Raw genomic sequence first — 19,478 nt, forward strand, 5'->3', positions numbered from 1 at the left:
CTCCAGGTGGCTGCGGGAGGAACGGGAGCGGGCGGGCGGCGAGCCCCGACCGTACAGGCGACACGGCCAAAACGTCTGGCATCCTGCCGGTGGTTCCGTAAAGGGTGGGGGCATGACAGGCAGTACGGCGGACGGCCCGCACGCATACGGCCGGGCTGCGGTCCCGCTCCCGGCCCCGGTCACGGAGAATGGGCGCGTGCGCTACAGCATCCTCGGTACCACCCAGGCACTCCGCGACGACGGCACGGCCGTCGCCGTCGGCGGGGCGCGGCTGCGCGCCCTGCTCACCGTTCTCGCGCTGCGGGCCGGCCGGGCGGTGCCGGCCGCCGTGCTCGTCGGCGAGGTGTGGGACGGGGACCCGCCCGCCGACGCGCCGGGCGCCCTGCAGGCACTCGTGGGCCGGCTCCGGCGGGCGCTCGGCCACGCGGCGGTCGCCTCGACGGAGAGTGGCTACCGGCTGACCGCCGGACCGGACACCGTCGACCTGTTCCGCTTCGAGCGCCTCGCGGGGGAGGGGGCACGGGCCCTGGAGGAGGGTGATCCGGCGAAGGCCGTGACCCTCCTCGATGACGCGCTGGGCCTGTGGCGCGGACCGGTCCTCGCCGATCTCCCCGACCGGCACGCCGAGGCCGCCCGCTGGACGGCCCGCCGGCTCGACGCCCGGCGCACCCGCCTCACCGCCCTGCTCGCCCTCGGCCGGGCCGAGCAGGTGCTGCCGGAGCTGGCCGCGCTCTGCGGCGAGCACCCCATCGACGAACCGCTCCAGGCGCTTCGGCTGCGGGCCCTGCGCGACGCCGGACGCACCGCCCAGGCGCTGGCCGCGTACGAGGAGGTGCGCACCGTGCTCGCCGACCGGCTCGGCGCCGACCCGGGCGCCGAACTGAGTGCGCTGCATGCCGAACTGCTCCGCCAGGAACCGGCGCGCCCGGCCGTACCCGCGCCCCCGGCCGGCCGCCCCGCCCCCGCCGCCCCTCCCGGCAACCTCCGGGTCAGGCTCACCAGCTTCGTCGGACGGGAGAGCGACATCGACACCCTGCGCGGCGACCTCTCCGGCGCCCGGCTCGTCACCCTGCTCGGCCCCGGCGGCGCGGGCAAGACCCGGCTCTCCCAGGAGGCCGCCGAATCCGTCGATCCCGCCACCTGGCCGGACGGGGTCTGGATGGCCGAACTCGCGCCGGTCGACGATCCCGAATCGGTGCCGGAGGCCGTCCTCACCGCCCTCGGCGGCCGCGAGACCGTGCTGCGCGGTGCGGGCGCCGAGGAGCTCCGGGCCGTCGAACGGAGCGGAGGAGGCGAACCGCTCGCCCGGCTCACCGAACACTGCTCCGGGCGCCGGATGCTGCTGCTCCTGGACAACTGCGAGCACGTCATCGAGGCCGCCGCCGCCCTCGCCGACCACCTGCTGGCCCGCTGCCCGGAGCTCACCGTCCTGGCGACCAGCCGTGAACCCCTGGGCGTACCGGGCGAGTTCGTCCGGCCCGTCGACCCGCTGCCCGAGCCGATGGCGCTGCGCCTGTTCGCCGACCGGGGCGCCGCCGCGCTGTCCGGCTTCCGGGTCGACGCGGACGAGCGGACGGCGGCGGCCACCGCCGAGATCTGCCGCCGCCTGGACGGGCTGCCGCTCGCCATCGAACTCGCCGCCGCCCGGCTCCGGATGCTCACTCCGCGCCAGATCGCCGACCGGCTCGACGACCGGTTCCGCCTGCTGACCGGCGGCAGCCGCACCGTACTGCCGCGCCAGCAGACCCTGCGGGCGGTCGTCGACTGGTCCTGGGACCTCCTGGACGAGGACGAACGCACCGCCCTGCGGCGGCTGTCGGTCTTCTCCGGTGGCTGGAGCCTCGCCGCCGCCGAGGCGGTCTGCGCGGACCGGCCGCAGGACGCGCACGACGTCGCCGGAGTGCTCGGCTCGCTCGTCGACAAGTCACTCGTCGTCGCCGCGCCCGCCGCGGACGGCCGGATGCGCTACCGCCTCCTGGAGACCGTCGGTGAGTACGCCGCCGAACGGCTCGACGAGGCGGGGGAGCGGGAGTCCGTCGAACGGCAGCACCTGGTGTTCTTCCGGGAGCTGGCCCGTACCACCGACCCCGAACTCCGGGGCCCCGGACAGCTCGCCGCCATCGAACTGTTCCAGCGCGAGTACGAGAACCTGCGCACCGCCCTGCGCCACGCCGTCGCCGCCCGCGACGAGCAGGAGGCCCTGTGCATGGTGATCTCGCTCTCCTGGTTCTGGCAGATACGGGATCTGCGCGCCGACGCCCTGCAATGGGCCGAAGCGGCCGCAGCCCTCGGCCCCGATCCGTTCGCCCCGCCCGTCACCCCCGCGCCCTCCCTCCACGAACGCTGCACCGACGCGCCGCCGCCGATGGGCCCCGAACTGCTCCAGGAGGCGCGGCGCCAGGTCGCGCTGGTCCAGCTGGTCAGCATGGACCACGCGATGGACGAGTTGGTGAGCGGCCCCGGGATGGCGCGGCTGCGCATCATCGCCGCCACCTACCGGGTCGGCCAGCCGCAGACCTGCCGTACCCCGGCATCGCTGTGGTTCTTCGCGGTCCTGCTCACCGGGGACATCGCCGATCTGCGCACGATGCTGGACGAAACGGTCCTGGCCGCACGGGGGTTCGGCTACGAGTGGGAGCTGGCCGCGGCGCTCCAGATGCGCGCCAACGTACTGGCCAACCGGCCCGACTGGTCGGGTGAGGCCCGGGGGGACGCCGACGAGAGCCTGGCGGTGTTCCGCCGCCTCGGCGACGACTGGGGCACGGCCGAGTCGCTCTCCTCGCGCGGCGAGGTCAACGAGAAGACGGGCGACTACACCCAGGCGGCCGAGGACTATCTGGCCGCGGTCGGTTACGCGGAGAAGCTCGGTGCCCACGCCCAGGTGTTGGTGCTCCGCACCCGGTACGCCTCCGTGCTGACCGAGCTCGGCCGCGGCGAGGAGGGCGAGGCGATCCTGCGGGAGGTGATCGAGGAGTCCCGGCACTCGCCTCACGGCGGGAGGTCGTTCGCCCAGCTCTTCCTGGCCATGTGGCTGGGCCGGTCCGGCCGGACCGCCGAGGCCCGCGAAAACTTCACCACCCTGCGCGAGGAGTTCCACTCGGAGACCCGGGCGGTCTTCGACGGATTCGTGCTGGGCGGTGTGGCCTGGCTGGACAACCTGGACGGGCGGTACGCCGAAGCCCTGGCCGGGGGCCTTCAGTCGCTGGCACGCGCCGACGATCCGCTCGCGCAGATGGTGGCGCCGCAGATGGCCGTGACCCATCTGGTCGGCGTCGCGCGGGCACTGGGCGGACTCGGCGGGGAGCGCCGGGCCGCGCTCGCGGGGCGGCTGCTGGGCGCCTGCCGGGGGCTGCTGCCCGCCGGGCATGTGCTGACGTCGATGGAGCGGGAGAACTGCACGGCGGCCGAGGAACTGGCCCGTGCCGCTCTCGGGGACACCGCCTTCGAGACCGCGTACGCCGAGGGCGGCGGCCTCTCCGTGAAGGAGGCCACCGCCCTCGTCGAGGCGTACCGGGACTGAGCCCCGGCCGTCAGGACTTCTTGCGGAACTTGGACACCGCGATCGGGGCCATCACCGCGGTGATGACCACGGTCCAGCCGAGCGTCAGCCAGACCGAGTGGCCGACCGGGCCGCCCATCATCAGAGCGCGGGCCGAGTCGGCCAGGTTGGACAGCGGGTTGTAGTCGGTGAACGTCTGGAGCCAGCCGGGCATCGTCTGCGGCGGGGCGAAGATCGAGGAGCCGAACTGGAGCGGCATCATCACGAGCATCCCCATTCCCTGGACGGCCTGGGTCGTCTTCAGGCTCAGTCCGAGCAGGATGAAGATCCACATGATGGCGGCGCCGAACGCGGCCGCCAGCCCGATCGCACCGATCAGCCCCAGCACCGAGCCGTGGAGCTCCATGCCGAGCGCGAAGCCCATGCCCAGCAGGATCAGCGTGGCGACCATCATCCGGCCGAGCTCGACCACGATCTTGGCGATGAGCACCGAGGAGCGGGCGATCGGCATGGTGCGGAACCGGTCCATGACCCCCTTGCGGAAGTCGTCGTTGACACCGCTGCCGACGGCCATGGCGATGTTCATGCCCATCATCGCCATCAGGCCGGGGATCAGGTAGTTCAGGTACTCCTGCCGGCCGCCGCCCATGCTGCCGCCGACGGAGCCGCCGAAGACGTACACGAACAGCAGCACGAAGATGACCGGCATCAGGAGCGCGTCGAACATCGACTCCGGATCCTTCTTGATCTGGAGCAGATTGCGCCGCACCAGCGCCCCGATGTGCCGCAGGTTGTTCCGGAGCCCTATCCCGCCCTCGTCGTGGACCTTCGTGGCCGGGGCGGCGGGCGTCGTGCCGGTGGGGGTGGGCGTCAGAGTCGTGGTGCTCATGCCGCGACCTCCTGGGGAATCGTGTCGGTGACGGTGGCCTTGCCGCCCGTGATGGCGAGGAACACCTCGTCCAGGCTGGGCAGCGCGGTGGCGACGTGCGCCAGCGAGAAGCCCCGGGTGCCGAGCAGGCCGATGACGGCGGTGAGCTGCTCGTCGCTGAGGATCGGTACGTACAGCAGTCCCTCGTCCGGGACCGCCTGCGCGCCCGCGACCCCGTCCAGACCGGCCTCGCGCAGGGCCTGCGCCATCGAGGCCAGTTCGGCCGGGTCCGAGGGGCGGAGCTGCAGGGTGCGGCCGCCGACCTTGGCCTTCAGCTCGTCGACACCGCCGCGGGCGATGATCTTGCCCTGGTCGATGACGGTGAGCTCGCTGGCGAGCTGCTCGGCCTCTTCCATGTACTGGGTGGTGAGCAGCACGGTCGCCCCCTCCGCGACCATCCTCTGCACCTCGTCCCAGACCTCGTTGCGGGTGCGGGGGTCGAGCCCCGTCGTCGGCTCGTCCAGGTACAGCACGGCCGGGCTGCCGATCATGGACGCGGCCAGGTCCAGCCGGCGCCGCATGCCGCCGGAGTAGTCCATGGCGGCCTTCTTCGCCGCGTCGGTGAGCGAGAAGCGCTCCAGCAGCTCGTCGGCGCGGGACCGGGCCTTCTTGCGCGGCAGATCGAGCAGCCGCCCGATCATGTAGAGGTTCTCCCAGCCGGAGAGCTTCTCGTCGACCGAGGCGTACTGCCCGGTCAGACCGATGGTGCGGCGCAGCTGGCGGGGCTGCTTCACCACGTCGTAGCCCGCCACCACCGCGTGTCCGGCGTCGGGCAGGATCAGGGTGGACAGGCAGCGTACGAGGGTGGTCTTGCCGGCGCCGTTGGGGCCGAGCACTCCAAGGACGGTGCCCTCGCGTACGTCGAGGTCCACGCCGTCCAGAGCCTTGGTCGAGCCGTAGTGCTTGACCAGTCCCCGTACCTCGACGGCGTTCCCGCCGCTCCTGGGGTTCTTGTCGATTCGCGTCATGCCCACTATCAGAACAGTCGCCACCGACAGTCCACCGACAGCGGGCCGACAGCCCGCCGATGGGGGAAGTCGGCGGGCTGTCGGTGGTGCCGGCAGTGGTCGTCCGGCTCGTGGGATCCGGTCAGTGGAAGGTGTGCTCCGGCGCCGGGAAGCTGCCGCCGACGACCTCGTCCGCGTACGCCTTGGCGGCGTCGCCGAGGATCTGGCGCAGGTTGGCGTACTGCTTGGTGAAGCGCGGCACCTTGCCGCCGGTCAGACCGACCATGTCGGTGTAGACCAGCACCTGGGCGTCGGTGTCCGGACCGGCGCCGATGCCGACGGTCGGGATGTGCAGGGTGCGGGTGACCTCGGCGGCCAGTTCGGCCGGTACGAGTTCCAGGACGACGGCGAACGCGCCCGCGTCCTGCACGGCCTTGGCGTCGCGCAGCATCTGCTGGGCGGCCTCCTCGCCGCGGCCCTGCACCCGGTAGCCCATCGCGTTGACGGACTGCGGGGTCAGCCCGATGTGGGCCATGACCGGGATGCCGGCGTCGACCAGCAGCTTGATCTGCTCGTGGCTGCGCTCGCCGCCCTCCAGCTTGACCGCGCCGACCCCGGACTCCTTGATCAGCCGGGTGGCGTTGCGCAGGGCCTGGACGGGGCCCTCCTGGTAGGCCCCGAAGGGCAGGTCGGCGACGACGAGGGCGCGCTTGGTGCCCCGTACGACGGCGGCGGAGAGGATGGCGATCTCGTCCATCGTGACGGGCACGGTGGTCTCGTAGCCGAGGTGACAGTTGCCCATCGAGTCGCCGACGAGCATGACCGGGATGCCGGCCTCGTCGAAGACGGACGCGGTCATCGCGTCATAGGCGGTGAGCATGGGCCACTTCTCGCCGCGCTCGGTGGCGGCGGCGATGTCGTGGATGGTGATGCGGCGGTTGCTCTTGCCTCCGTACAGCGCCTTGCTGCTGTCGGTGCGGGCTCCCGCGGGAGGTGTGGACTGGTTTTGCGCAGCCTGAAGCGACATGGCCAACGGCTCCTTCGTCATCTCGAGGCGCCCTGACGGCGTCCCCGGATCCCTTCCATGGTGGCATCCCGGAGCCGGTCACGGGAAGTGGGCCCGCACACGTCGCCCGGACGGCGGTACGGCGGCGGCGAGTTCCTGCCCGGTAAAGACTTTCCAATACGAGACGGTCTCGTATCGAAATGAGGTTAGGCTCTTGCCCATGTCCATACCGTCCGGCGCTCCCGCCGTCGTGCCCCAGGTCCCGGAGGCGGTCCACCGCCGCCGCTGGGCGATCCTCGTTGTCCTGATGTTCAGCCTGCTCATCGTGGTGCTGGACAACTCGATCCTGAACGTCGCCGTCAAGACGATCGCATCCCCCGCACCCACCGGACTGGGGGCCACCCAGAGCGAGCTGGAGTGGGCGATCAACTCCTACACCCTCGTCTTCGCCGGGCTGCTCTTCACCGCGGGCCTGCTCGGCGACCGCATCGGGCGCAAGAAGGTGCTGCTCCTGGGCATCGTGCTCTTCGGCACCGGCTCGGCCTTCGCCGCCATGTCCGGCTCACCCGGCGAACTCATCACCTGGCGTGCCGTGATGGGCCTCGGCGCCGCCTTCGTGATGCCGGCCACCCTCGCCGTCCTGATGAACGTCTTCGAGCGCGACGAGCAGCCCAAGGCCATCGGCATCTGGGCCGGCAGCGTCGGTCTCGGCATCGCGATCGGCCCGATCACCGGCGGGCTGCTCCTGGAACACTTCTGGTGGGGCTCGATCTTCCTGGTCAACGTGCCCGTGGTGGTCATCGCGCTGATCGCGATGGTGGTCCTCGTGCCGGACTCCAGGGACCCCAGGCCGGGCCGTCTCGACCCGATCGGTGTGGTGCTCTCCATCATCGGCCTGGTGCTGCTGGTGTACGGCATCATCCGCGGCGGCGAGCTGGCCGACTTCACCGATGTCTCCGTGCTCCTGCCGGCCATCGGCGGCCTCGCCGTCCTGGTGGTGTTCGTCCTCCACGAGAAGCGCAGCAGCAGCCCGGCCATCGACATCACGTACTTCAGGAAGCCGGCCTTCTCCGCCGCCGTCGCCGCCATCGCGCTGGTCTTCTTCGCGCTGATGGGCGTGACGTTCTTCTCCGCCTTCTACATGCAGAGCGTGCGGGGCTGGAGCGCCCTGCAGTCCGGGCTGCTGATCCTGCCGCTGGCCGTCGCCCAGATGGTCTTCGCGCCCAGGGCGCGGCTGGTGGTCGCACGGTTCGGCGCCCGCGCCGTGTGCACCGTCGGCATGCTGATGGTCGCGGTCGGACTGGCGGCGTTCGCGCTGTTCGACGCCGACACCCCCGTCTGGCTGATGTGTGTGGTCTTCTTCGTGCAGGGCACGGGCATGGCCCATGTGATGCCGCCGGTCACCGTCGCCGTGATGCAGGCGCTGCCGCGCGAGAAGGCCGGCTCCGGCTCGGCCGTCAACAACACGTTCCGGCAGGTCGGCGGCGCGCTCGGGATCGCCGTCCTCGGATCGGTGCTGTCCGCCGTCTACCGCGGTGACATCGAGGGGCACCTCGGTGCGCTCCCGGCCGCCGCCAGGGACACCGCGGCGGAGTCCATCGAGGCGACGCTCGGCATCGCGGAGAAGATGGGACCGGCGGGCGCCCCGCTGGTCGCCGCCGCGCACGACGCCTTCCTGGACGCCATGCACGTCACGGCCATCAGCTCGGCCGTCGTCGCCCTGCTCGGCGCGATCGTGGTCGCGCTGTTCCTGCCGGGCCGGACGCCCGCCGCGCAGTCGCCCACGCGGGACGACGCGCAGGACGAGCCCACGGCGTCCGCGCCCGCGGCCCGGTGACGCCGCGGGCCCCGCACGGCTGACGGCCCACGGCCCCGGCCGGTGGCCCCGATCCGGTGGAGGCGGCCGGGCGTCGTCCGTTCGGGGAGAATCGGGGGCGGCGAAAGGTGGTTTCACGTGCAGGGTCAGGCATCGGACCGGGACGAGCAGGCTCCGGGCGAGCGCGAGCGCGACCGCGGCGACGATCAGGAGCCCCGCCGCGGCCGCCCGCGCAGTGCGGCGGCCGAGCGGGCCATCCTGGACGCCGTCGTCGAGCTGCTGGAGGCCGGCGAACCCCTCGCCGGCCTGTCCATCGAGCGGATCGCCCGCACCGCCGGGGTCGGCAAGGCCACCATCTACCGGCGCTGGACCGACAAGGAGGAGCTCTTCGTCGACGTCCTGCGTGACATCGAGCCCCCGGAACCCGATGTCTCCGGCACCGGCGGGCTCCGCGATCTGCGCGTACTGCTGGAGTCGATGCGCAGGCGCGGCCTGGCCCAGCGTTCCTCCGTACTGCTGCACAACGTCTTCGCCCAGATGAAGAGCCATCCCCGGCTCTGGTCCGAGTACCAGTGCACCGTGATAGCGCCGCGCCGCGTCGCCATGCTCGCGGCCGTCCGGCGAGCCGTCGAAGCCGGTGAACTGCGGGGCGACACGGACGTGGAGCTGATGGACGACCTGTTCCTCGGCCCCATGCTCGTACGCACCATTCACCGGCCGGACGCGCCGCTGCCCGAGGACCTCGCCGACCGCATCATCCAGCTGCTGGTCGAGGGCGTCGGGCCGCGGCCGCCGGGCGCCGGACCCGGCGAAGCCGCAGGCCACGGCTGACGCGCCCGGACCCGCGCGAGTGTGATCGTTCTGTCACAAGCCACCGCAGACCGCCTCCGGCCGGAACTCACCGCACCACCTTGTTCGTCCTGGTGGCAGTACGGCCGTCGTCGGCGGCGGGAAACGCATCGTTCATCGCCTAGGGTCGTTGGCGCGGAGATGTGCACGGCAAGGCAGTGAGGACAGCGCGATGGTGCAGGCGTACAGGGCGGACACCGGGAACGGCGGCGAGGGACCGCAGCCCTCCGGATCCCGCTTCCGGGACCTGCGCGACAGGCTGGCCCGGGACCGGGGCATCTGGCGGCGAGGGATCGTCCTGGCCGGCTGCTCGGTCCTGCTGACCCTCGTGATGCTCCTGCACGCCCACATCCCGAACACCATCGGCAACCTGGGCAGCCTCACCGAGACGTTCCTGCCCTGGATCGCCCTCTTCGTGCCGGTGCTGCTCGTGCTGGGCCTGGTGCGGCGCTCCGCGACCGCCCTGATCGCCCTGCTGCTCCCGGTCGTGGTCTGGTTCCACGTGTTCGGCGGTCTGCTCACCGACAAGTCGGGCGGGGGCGGCGATCTCACCGTCGCCACCCACAACGTCAACGCGGACAACGCCGACCCCTCGGGCACCGCCCAGCAGGTCGCGGGCTCCGGCGCCGATGTCATCGCCCTCCAGGAACTGCCCGCCGGGCAGGTGAAGACGTACGAATCGGCGCTCGCCGACCGCTTCCCGTACCACTCGGTCCAGGGGACCGTCGGCCTGTGGAGCAAGTACCCGATCAGCGACACCCGCCCGGTGGACATCAAGATGGGCTGGGTCCGGGCCATGCGGACCACCGTCGCCACGCCCGAGGGCAAGGTCGGCTTCGTCGTCGCGCATCTGCCCTCGGTACGGGTCAAGCTGCACGCCGGATTCACCGCGAACCAGCGCGACCAGAGCGCGGACGCACTCGGTGCGGCCATCGCGGACGAACGGCTCGACCGGGTCGTCCTGCTCGGCGACCTCAACGGCACCATGAACGACCGCTCGCTCAACGCGATCACCTCCCAGATGCGCTCCACCCAGGGCGCGGCCGGTGACGGCTTCGGATTCAGCTGGCCCGCGTCGTTCCCGATGGCCCGGATCGACCAGATCATGGTGAAGGGCGTCGACCCGGTGTCGTCCTGGACGCTCCCCGCGACGGACAGCGACCACCTCCCGATCGCCGCGCGCGTCAAACTCTGACGTCACGGTCCGTTCACGGCCGCTGCCGGCGGCCGTTACCTCCCGGCATAAACCGTCTGAGAGTATTTGCTCCGATCAGGGACCGAGGCCGGCCGGCGACGGAGCCGGTCCGCCGCTGTGCGCTCCGGCCCCCGCGTCCGGCAGCGTCGCCATGCCCCGGCTCCCTCCTGCGCCTCGTGCCGCGCCCGGCCTCGCCCGCCGCGGTGGACGAGCCCCCTGCGGAAAGGTCTCTCCTCATGCCTCTGGCTCTGCTCGCACTCGCGGTGAGCGCCTTCGGCATCGGTACCACGGAGTTCGTGATGATGGGCCTGCTGCCCGAGGTCGCGGACGATCTCGGCACCTCCGTCCCCACAGCGGGCTATCTCGTCTCGGCCTATGCGATCGGTGTGGTGCTCGGCGCCCCGCTGCTCACCGCCCTCGGCTCCCGTATCCCGCGCAAACGGATGCTCCTGCTGCTGATGGCGCTGTTCACCGTCGGCAACCTCGCCTCCGCGCTCGCCCCCGGCTTCGGCTGGCTGCTCGCCGCACGGGTGCTGGCCGGGCTGCCGCACGGCGCGTTCTTCGGCGTCGGCGCGGTCGTCGCCGCCCGGCTGGTCGCCGACGGGCGCCAGGCGCGGGCCGTGGCGACGATGTTCCTCGGCCTGACCGTCGCCAACATCGTCGGCGTGCCCGCCGCCACCCTGCTCGGCCAGCACCTCGGCTGGCGGGCCACGTTCCTGGTGGTCGCGGTGATCGGGCTGTGCGCGATGGCCGCGCTCGCCCGGCTCGTCCCGCGGATCCCGGCCGAGGCGCACACCGACGTCCGCCACGAGGTGCGTGCCCTGGGCAACCGGCAGGTGCTGCTCGGACTGCTCACCGCCGTCCTCGGCTTCGCCGGGGTCTTCGCCGTGTACTCCTACCTCTCGGCGATGACGACCGAGGTGATGGGCTTCGGCGAATCCTCGGTGACGCCGGTGCTGGCACTCTTCGGTATCGGCATGACCCTGGGGGCGCTCGCCGCGGGCCCGCTCACGGACCGGGCGCTGCGTCCCACGCTGTACGGATCGCTGGGCGCGCTCGCGGTCGTCCTGGCCGTCTTCCCGTTCGCCGCCCAGGTGCAGTGGGCCGCGCTGGTGATGGTGGTGCTGCTGGGAGGGGTCGGCTTCATGACGACCACGCCGTTGCAGATGCTCGTCATGAACAAGGCCAAGCACGCCCCGACCCTGGCGTCCGCCTCCAACCACTCCGCGTTCAACCTGGCCAACGCGGGCGGCGCGTGGCTGGGCGGGGTGGCCATCGCGGCAGGCTGGGGCTGGACGTCCCCGGCCCTGGTCGGCGCGGTCCTGGCCGTGGCGGGCCTCGCGGTGGCGGTCACGGCGGGCGTACTGGACCGCGACCGCGCACCGTCCAGGGTGGTGGCCGGCGCCCGGCCCGTGCGGCAGGAGTCCGGAGCGGACGTGTGACTCGAGCCCGCCCGGCGATTGAGGACAACCCCTCAGCCGGACGGGCCCGCCGTCACATCCGCAACACCCGTCCCCCCGGCGTCAGCCGGACTCGCGCCAGCGGTTCGTGATCGGCAGTCGCCGGTCCTTGCCGAAGCCCTTGGGCGAGATCTTCGTGCCCGGCGGATACTGCCGCCGCTTGTACTCCGCCGTGTCCACCATCCGCAGGGTCTTCGCGACCAGCGCCTGGTCGAACCCGGCCGCCACGATCGTGTCGATCCCCTGGTCCCGGTCGACGTACATCTCCAGGATCCGGTCCAGCACGTCGTAGTCGGGCAGCGAGTCCGTGTCGACCTGCCCAGGACGCAGCTCCGCGCTGGGCGGCTTGGTGATGGAGGCCTCCGGGATCGGCGGGGTCTGCCCGCGCTCCTCGGCGGCCCGGTTGCGCCACTTCGCCAGCCGGAAGATCGACGTCTTGTAGACGTCCTTGATCGGCCCGTACGCGCCGACGGAGTCGCCGTACAGCGTCGAGTAACCGACCGCCAGCTCCGACTTGTTGCCCGGCGCCAGGACGATCTGCCCCTCCTGGTTGGAGACGGCCATCAGCATCGTGCCGCGCAGCCGCGACTGGAGGTTCTCCTCGGCGAGACCGGTGAGCCCCAGCGACCCCATGTACGCGTCGAACATCGGCTCGATCGGTACGGTCCGGAAGTTCAGCCCGGTACGCCGCGCCAGCTCGGCCGCGTCGCCCTTGGAGTGGTCCGAGGAGTACTTCGACGGCATCGAGATGCCGTAGACGTTCTGCGCCCCCAGCGCGTCGCAGGCGATCGCCGCGACCAGCGCCGAGTCGATCCCGCCGGAGAGCCCGATGAGCACGCTGCCGAAGCCGTTCTTCGCCGCGTACGCCCGCAGGCCCACGACGAGCGCCGAGTACAGCTCCTCGTCGTCGTCGAGCCGGTCCGCGTACCCTCCGGCCAGCTCCGCCTCGTACGCGGGCAGCGGCTTCTCGGAGAGGACCACGTGGTCGATGCGCAGCCCGTCGTTCACCACACCCGACGGCGCGTCGGGCGCGGCGGCCGGCAGGTCGAGGTCGATGATCACGCTGCCCTCGGCGAACTGGGGGGCGCGGGCGATCACTTCGCCGTGCTTGTCGACGACGATCGAGTCGCCGTCGAAGACCAGCTCGTCCTGGCCGCCGATCATCGCCAGATAGGCCGTCGTGCAGTCGGCCTCCTCGGCCCGCTTGCGGACCAGTTCCAGCCGGGTGTCGTCCTTGTCCCGCTCGTAGGGCGAGGCGTTGATCGAGAGGAGCAGTCCGGCCCCGGCGGCCCGCGCGGCCGGCACCCGGCCGCCGTCCTGCCAGAGGTCCTCGCAGATCGCGAGCGCGACATCGATCCCGTGCACCCGCACGACGGGCATCGAGTCGCCCGGCACGAAGTACCGGAACTCGTCGAAGACGCCGTAGTTGGGCAGGTGGTGCTTGGCGAAGTTCAGCGCGACCCCGCCGCGGTGCAGCACCGCGGCGGCGTTGCGCGGGGACCCGGCGGGCTGGCCGTAGCGCGGCGCCGGGAAATCGGAGCGGTCGAGGTATCCGACGACGACCGGCAGTTCCCCGAAGCCCTCCTCGTCGAGACGGGCGGCGAGCGCGCGCAGCGCGTCCCGCGACGCCTCGACGAAGGACGACCGCAGGGCCAGGTCCTCGACGGGGTAACCGGTCAGCACCATCTCGGGGAACGCCACCAGGTGGGCGCCCTGCTCGGCGGAGTGCCGGGTCCAGTGGAGGATCGCCTCGGCGTTGCCGGCGAGGTCACCGACGGTCGAGTCGATCTGATTCAGTGCGAGGCGTAGTTGAGGCACGCCGCCCAGTGTAATCGTCTGATTGACGCGATGTCCTGGCGGGCCGCGCGAAGGACCGTGCGGCCCGCCAGGGGGCCGGTCAGCTGCGGTAGCCGACGACCGTCATCATGCCCGCCTCCGCGTGGTACAGGTTGTGGCAGTGGAGCATCCACAACCCCGGGTTGTCGGCGTCGAAGTCCACCGTCAGCGACTGCCGGGGCAGCACGATCGCGGTGTCCTTACGGGCCCCGGACGCGTTCCCGGCCAGCGCGAACGTGTGCCCGTGCAGATGGACCGGGTGCCACATCGCGGTCGGGTTCCGCAACTCCAGCCGGACCCGCTCCCCGGCCCGCACCGGATGGCGCTGGTCGGCGCTGTACGGCTTCCCGTCGAAGGCCCAGTCGTACGCCGCCATGGAACCGGTCAGCCTCAACCGCACCGTGCGGTCGGGCTCACGGCCGGGCAACGCCACGGACGCGTCCGGGGCCAGCCGGTCGGCCGTCACCAGCTGACCGGTCAGCTCCTTCGGCCGCACGGAGGCGCCGGGCGCCGCGCCCGTGCCGGTACGGAGCAGCGCCATCGCGGAGGCCTTCTTCCCCTCGGCCAGCGCGGTCAGCGGGAACACCCCGTCCCCGGCGGTCACCAGCACGTCGTACCGCTCGCCCATGCCGAGCAGCAGGGCGTCCGTCGTGGTGTGCCGGACCGGGAAGCCGTCCGTGTGCGTGATCGTCATCCGGTGGCCGCCGAGTGCGACGCGGAACGCGGTGTCACCGCCCGCGTTGATGATCCGCAGCCGGATCCGGTCACCGGGCCGGGCGCCGAAGGCGGACGGGTCCTGCGGAGTGCGGCCGTTGATCAGGTAGTACGGGTAGGCGACATCGCCCGCGTCACCGCCCAGCAATGTGCTGGTGGCGCCCATGAGCATGCGCGAGGGCCCGGTTCCGGTACCGGCCGAGGGGGCGGCCTCCATGGCGTGCCCGCTGTGACCGCTGCCCTTGGTGAGCTCCTGGAGCACCGCGTCGGGGGTGGAGCCGTCCACCCCGTCGAGCCAGTCGTCCAGGACGACGACCCACTCCTTGTCGTACGACAGCGGCTCCTTCGGGTCCTCGACGATCAGCGGCGCGTACAGCCCGCGGTCCAGCTGGACGCCCGAGTGCGGGTGGAACCAGTACGTGCCCGGATTCGGCACCGCGAACCGGTAGGTGAAGTCCTTGCCCGGCTCGATGGCCCGCTGGGTCAGCCCGGGGACACCGTCCATGTCGTTGCGCAGGGCGAGCCCGTGCCAGTGCAGCGAGGTCGACTGCGGAAGGTGGTTGGCGAGGGTGAGGTCGAGCGTGTCGCCCGCGGTGACCCGCACCTCCTGGCCGGGCAGCCGGTCCCCGTACGCCCAGGTGCTGACGGTGTGCCCGCCGCCCAGGTCGAACCGGGACGGGGTGGCGGTCAGGGAGACCTTGCGTACGGGACCGGAGCCCCGGCGCTCCTCGGCCGCCGCGACCTCGGGGCCGTCGGGGGCCACGTATCCCTTGGGGACCGTCGTGCCGGACGGACCGGAGTGGTCCATGCCGGAGTGGTCGGTGGACGCGGCGCTGTCGGAGCAGGCGGCGAGAACTCCGGTACCGGCAAGGGCGATCGATGCGCCGAGTACGGCGCGTCGGGTGTGCTGAGCGGACATGGCTGAGTGCACCTCAAAGATGTTGTCGGTGTGCTGAAAGGCGGACGGGGGCGCGGTGCGCCCCGGACGGGGGCGCGGTGCGCCTATATCCGCAGTACCGACAGGTCAGTGAGAACGGCCTTGCGCGGCCGTGGCGGGGGAGGGGGCCGCGGCCTCCACGACGTACGGGTCCCGGCGCCTCCCGCCACGCTGTCCGCGGGCCGCCGCGCCACCATGAGCACGGTGAGCAGGGCGAGGCCCCAGACGGAGAGCACGGCGAGGCAGACGGCCATCGGGTCCATGCCCCGCATGGGCGCCGGACGGGCGGGGCGCCGGGCGTCCGGGTGCACGGTCCCCGCGGCCGTCGCGTGCGAAGCGGTCATCGCGGCGGCACCCTGCCCGCTGTGCTCCGCCGGGTGGCCGACGGTGTGCATGGTGACGATCCCGAAGAGCAGCGCGGCGAACAGCAGCAGCTGCCCGTACCTCGCACCCCTCATTCCGAACATGCCGGCCACCCTACCCCCACCGGGTATACGAACGGGGACGGCCCGCTGCCCCGCGCGCGGCGGGAGGGCGGGCCGTCGGGTCGTGGGCGGGCGCGGTGCCGGTCAGCTGTGGGCGTAGACCTTCTCGGCCCAGCCGGCGATCTGGTCGTCGGAGAGGTGCTGCGCCAGGTCGGCTTCGCTGATCATGCCGATCAGCTTCTTGTTCTCGACCACGGGAAGCCGGCGGATGCGATGGTTCTGCATCTCCTGAAGCACATCCTCCACCTCCGCGCCCGCGTCGATCCAGCGCGGCGTGCCGTGGGCGAGGTCGCCCGCGGTCACCTTCGACGGGTCGCGACCCATCGCTACGCAGTCGACCACGATGTCGCGGTCCGTGAGGATGCCGATCATCCGGTCCTGCTCGCCGTTGGCCGAGATGGGCAGCGCCCCGACTTTGTGCTCACGCATCAGCTGGGCGGCGCGGTCGAGGGTCTCGTGCGCCGGGATCCAGGTGGCGCCGGTGTGCATGATGTCCTTGGCGATGGTCATGGGATACCTACCTCCTGCGTGCCGGTGGGCACTGCCGTACGACCCCGAGCGAACCCATCGTGAGGGGCCCGTTCGGGGTACGCGACCGCTTGCACCCATTCGGGTGCACTTGCGGCGGGAGGGAACCTTCGAGGCCCGTCAGGCGCGGGGCGCCGAGCCGCGCTTCGCCAGCATCCCGGCCATCGCGTCCAGCTCGGACTGCTGGGCCTCGACCATGCCCCGGGCCAGCCGCTTCTCCGCCTTCACGGTGCACAGGCTCGCGCAGCCGCGGGCCATGTCGATCCCGCCCTTGTGGTGGTCGGTCATCAGCTGGAGATACAGGATCTCGGCCTGCCTGCCGTCGGCCTTGCGGAGCCGGCCGAGCTCGGTGCGGGTGGCCATGCCGGGCATGAGGGACCCGTCGTGGGCCTGGTAACCGCCCCCATGCCCCGGCATCCCGCCCATCCCGTCCATATCGCCCATGTCGTGGCCGTCGTGCCCACCGGCACCGGCACCGGACCCGTCGGCCATCCAGGCCATCGGCTCCTGTCCGGTGGCCACCTTGGGCAGCTCCCACAGATCCAGCCAGCCGAGCAACATGCCCCGCTGGTTGGCCTGTGTGTTGGCGATGTCGTACGCGAAACGGCGCACGTCCTCGTCCCGCGTGCGGTCCCGCACGATGAAGGACATCTCCACGGCCTGCTGGTGGTGGACCGCCATGTCCTGGGCGAACCCGGCGTCCGCCGAGTCCGCCGCGGGCGTGCGCGGGGCGGACTCGGACCCGGTCGCCTGGAGGTCCGCCCCGTCGTCCCGCGCGGAGGCCACCGTCGCCGCCCCCGCGAACAGCACCGCGAGCGCGACGGCGGAACCCGCCACCCACCGGGTGCGCCGGGTGCGCTCCGTAACCGTCACTGGGCCCCCAGTCCGCCGGTGCACGCCGCGCCCGGCTCGGGCGTCTGCGGCCCCTGCACGTACTTGGAGAAGAACTGCGCCACCCGGGGGTCGTCGGCGCCGTCCACCGTGACCTGCTTGCCCCAGGCGCTCAGCATGATCGTGCCGGCCTGGCCCTCGTACGGGCTCATCAGCGAGTACGGGGTCTTCCCGACCCGCTCGGCGAGCTTGTCCAGGTCCGCGACCGGGGCCTTGTCCGTGTACGTCACCCACACCGAACCGTGCTCCAGCGAGTGCACGGCGTTCATGTCGGGGATCGCCTTCTTGTACACCTCGCCGTCGCAGTTCATCCAGACGGGGTTGTGGTCACCGCCGACCGGGGGCTTCATCGGGTACGTCACGGTCTTGGTGACGTGGTTGCGGGTCAGCTTCTTCGCGTCCCACGTCTTCTCGCCCTCGATCGCGCCGTCGGCCGCGTCCTTCCCGTCCGCCCCGTGCTGCTCCGACACCTTCGCGTCGGCGGACTTCTGGTCCGCGGAGGCCTCGGACCTGTCGAGCAGTGTGTAGCTGCCGAAGGCGACGAGACCTGCGACGACGACGGCGCTGAGGCTTATGGCCAGCACACGGTTGCGGCGGTCCCGCACGCGGTCGGCGTTGCGCATCTGCTCTATGCGGGTCCTGCGGTCGTGGCTCTCGTGGCTCATGTCGTGGGTCCTTCTGCGAAGGGGCGATGAGGGTCTGGGCAGGTCGGAAATCCGGTGTGCGCAGGGCGGTTGCGAGGCCGCCGCATCCCTTGCACACCATGGCCGACGATCGTAGTGGGTGGCCGAGTGCTCCATCTCACGTCGTGTGCGTAATCTGGGTGAAATCCCGGGTCGTGATACTGGAGTTTCCCCCCTATCCCGGGCGGTGGTGCACGGACCGTCTGAACTGCAAGGATGTGGCTATGGACAAGCAGCAGGAATTCGTCCTCAGGACACTTGAGGAGCGCGACATCCGGTTCGTACGGCTGTGGTTCACCGACGTGCTCGGTTACCTCAAGTCCGTGGCCGTGGCCCCTGCCGAGCTGGAGCAGGCGTTCGACGAGGGGATCGGCTTCGACGGCTCGGCCATCGAGGGCTTCGCCCGGGTCTACGAGTCGGACATGATCGCCAAGCCGGACCCGGGCACGTTCCAGATCCTGCCCTGGCGCGCCGAGGCCCCCGGCACGGCCCGGATGTTCTGCGACATCCTGATGCCGGACGGCTCGCCGTCCTTCGCCGACCCGCGCTACGTGCTCAAGCGCATCCTGGCCAAGACCTCCGACCTGGGTTTCACCTTCTACACCCACCCGGAGATCGAGTTCTTCCTGCTGAAGGACAAGCCGGTCGACGGCAGCCGCCCCACCCCCGCGGACAGCTCCGGCTACTTCGACCACACCCCGCAGAACGTCGGGATGGACTTCCGCCGTCAGGCGATCACGATGCTCGAATCGATGGGCATCTCGGTCGAGTTCAGCCACCACGAGGGAGCCCCCGGCCAGCAGGAGATCGACCTGCGGTACGCGGACGCGCTGTCCACCGCCGACAACATCATGACGTTCCGCCTGGTCATGAAGCAGGTCGCGCTGGAGCAGGGCGTGCAGGCGACGTTCATGCCGAAGCCGTTCTCGGAGTACCCCGGCTCGGGCATGCACACCCACCTCTCCCTCTTCGAGGGCGACCGCAACGCGTTCTACGAGTCCGGCGCCGAGTACCAGCTCTCCAAGGTCGGCCGCTCCTTCATCGCGGGCCTGCTCACGCACGCCGCGGAGATCTCCGCCGTGACCAACCAGTGGGTCAACTCCTACAAGCGCATCTGGGGCGGCTCCTCCCGCGCCGCGGGCGCCGGCGGCGAGGCTCCCTCGTACATCTGCTGGGGCCACAACAACCGCTCCGCGCTGATCCGGGTCCCGATGTACAAGCCCGGCAAGACCGGCTCGGCCCGCGTCGAGGTCCGCTCCATCGACTCCGGCGCCAACCCGTACCTGACGTACGCGGTCCTGCTGGCCGCCGGCCTCAAGGGCGTCGAGGAGGGCTACGAACTCCCGGCCGGCGCCGACGACGACGTATGGGCCCTGTCCGACGCCGAGCGCCGCGCGATGGGCATCGAGCCCCTCCCGCAGAACCTGGGCGAGGCCATCTCCCTGATGGAGAAGAGCGAACTGGTCGCCGAGACGCTGGGCGAGCACGTCTTCGACTTCTTCCTGCGCAACAAGAAGCAGGAGTGGGAGGAGTACCGCAGCGAGGTCACGGCCTTCGAGCTGAAGAACCTGCTGCCGGTGCTGTAACCGCGGTTCAGCGCTGACTGAGCCCGCTCGTACGTGACTTCGGGCCGACGGTGCGACACCGTCGGCCCCAAGCTGTTTCGGGTACCCCGGCCGTCCGCGGGCCGGGACGGAAACCCGC

General features: G+C 71.6%; 15 protein-coding genes. 6 read left to right on the plus strand and 9 right to left on the minus strand.

Annotated features, from left to right (window positions below; genetic code table 11):
- Positions 1-196 precede the first annotated feature (196 nt).
- A complete protein-coding gene (locus OG322_RS27820) occupies positions 197-3,520 on the plus strand; it encodes a BTAD domain-containing putative transcriptional regulator (protein ID WP_329307167.1) in 3,324 nt (1,107 codons plus the stop codon).
- Positions 3,521-3,530: 10 nt separating this feature from the next.
- On the opposite strand, the gene OG322_RS27825 is transcribed toward OG322_RS27820, so the two are convergent.
- From OG322_RS27825 to panB, 3 genes are all read right to left on the minus strand, one after another.
- Positions 3,531-4,388 (minus strand): ABC transporter permease, encoded by an 858-nt coding sequence (locus OG322_RS27825; protein WP_123470326.1) that lies wholly within the window; start codon positions 4,386-4,388, stop codon positions 3,531-3,533.
- On the minus strand, positions 4,385-5,395 hold the full coding sequence (locus OG322_RS27830) for an ATP-binding cassette domain-containing protein (RefSeq protein WP_329307168.1): 1,011 nt from the start codon (positions 5,393-5,395) through the stop codon (positions 4,385-4,387). The genes OG322_RS27825 and OG322_RS27830 overlap by 4 nt, the downstream gene beginning before the upstream one ends.
- Before the next feature lie 121 nt (positions 5,396-5,516).
- On the minus strand, positions 5,517-6,401 hold the full coding sequence (panB, locus tag OG322_RS27835) for a 3-methyl-2-oxobutanoate hydroxymethyltransferase (RefSeq protein ID WP_123470322.1): 885 nt from the start codon (positions 6,399-6,401) through the stop codon (positions 5,517-5,519).
- 199 nt (positions 6,402-6,600) lie between these two features.
- Here panB and OG322_RS27840 point away from each other — a divergent pair, with 199 nt between their 5' ends.
- The 4 genes from OG322_RS27840 (at position 6,601) to OG322_RS27855 (ending at position 11,682) form a co-directional block, all read left to right on the plus strand.
- Positions 6,601-8,217: a DHA2 family efflux MFS transporter permease subunit gene (locus OG322_RS27840; RefSeq protein WP_329307169.1), complete on the plus strand. Its 1,617-nt coding sequence runs from the start codon at positions 6,601-6,603 to the stop codon at positions 8,215-8,217.
- A 117-nt stretch (positions 8,218-8,334) separates the two neighbouring features.
- On the plus strand, positions 8,335-9,027 hold the full coding sequence (locus OG322_RS27845; RefSeq protein WP_266412154.1) for a TetR/AcrR family transcriptional regulator: 693 nt from the start codon (positions 8,335-8,337) through the stop codon (positions 9,025-9,027).
- Between the two features lie 190 nt (positions 9,028-9,217).
- Positions 9,218-10,240, plus strand: a complete 1,023-nt coding sequence (locus OG322_RS27850; RefSeq protein ID WP_123470316.1) for an endonuclease/exonuclease/phosphatase family protein — start codon at positions 9,218-9,220, stop codon at positions 10,238-10,240.
- Positions 10,241-10,476: 236 nt separating this feature from the next.
- A complete protein-coding gene (locus OG322_RS27855; protein ID WP_123470314.1) occupies positions 10,477-11,682 on the plus strand; it encodes an MFS transporter in 1,206 nt (401 codons plus the stop codon).
- 81 nt (positions 11,683-11,763) lie between these two features.
- Here the strand turns inward: OG322_RS27855 and OG322_RS27860 are convergent, their stop codons facing one another.
- The 6 genes from OG322_RS27860 to OG322_RS27885 all read right to left on the minus strand — a co-directional run bounded on the left by OG322_RS27860 (position 11,764) and on the right by OG322_RS27885 (position 17,756).
- Entirely contained in the window at positions 11,764-13,518 is a 1,755-nt protein-coding gene (locus OG322_RS27860) for an NAD+ synthase (RefSeq protein ID WP_123470313.1), read from the minus strand.
- 79 nt (positions 13,519-13,597) lie between these two features.
- Complete coding sequence (locus OG322_RS27865) at positions 13,598-15,169, minus strand: multicopper oxidase family protein (RefSeq protein WP_329307170.1); 1,572 nt, start codon at positions 15,167-15,169, stop codon at positions 13,598-13,600.
- Positions 15,170-15,252: 83 nt separating this feature from the next.
- Positions 15,253-15,654, minus strand: coding sequence for a DUF6153 family protein (locus OG322_RS27870; RefSeq protein ID WP_123470309.1), 402 nt, complete (start codon positions 15,652-15,654; stop codon positions 15,253-15,255).
- A gap of 102 nt (positions 15,655-15,756) precedes the next feature.
- Positions 15,757-16,182: a CBS domain-containing protein gene (locus tag OG322_RS27875; RefSeq protein ID WP_123470307.1), complete on the minus strand. Its 426-nt coding sequence runs from the start codon at positions 16,180-16,182 to the stop codon at positions 15,757-15,759.
- 138 nt (positions 16,183-16,320) lie between these two features.
- Positions 16,321-17,073, minus strand: a complete 753-nt coding sequence (locus tag OG322_RS27880) for a DUF305 domain-containing protein (RefSeq protein ID WP_124283886.1) — start codon at positions 17,071-17,073, stop codon at positions 16,321-16,323.
- Positions 17,070-17,756 (minus strand): DUF3105 domain-containing protein, encoded by a 687-nt coding sequence (locus OG322_RS27885; RefSeq protein ID WP_443066563.1) that lies wholly within the window; start codon positions 17,754-17,756, stop codon positions 17,070-17,072. Before OG322_RS27885 ends, OG322_RS27880 begins: the two co-directional genes overlap by 4 nt.
- A gap of 242 nt (positions 17,757-17,998) precedes the next feature.
- On the opposite strand from OG322_RS27885, the gene glnA reads away from it, so the two are divergent.
- Positions 17,999-19,360 carry a type I glutamate--ammonia ligase gene (gene glnA, locus OG322_RS27890; protein ID WP_123470305.1) on the plus strand — a complete coding sequence of 454 codons (1,362 nt, stop codon included), beginning with the start codon at positions 17,999-18,001 and terminating at the stop codon, positions 19,358-19,360.
- Positions 19,361-19,478 lie beyond the last annotated feature (118 nt).

Source organism: Streptomyces sp. NBC_01260, from assembly GCF_036226405.1.
GTDB classification, from domain to species: Bacteria; Actinomycetota; Actinomycetes; order Streptomycetales; family Streptomycetaceae; genus Streptomyces; species Streptomyces laculatispora.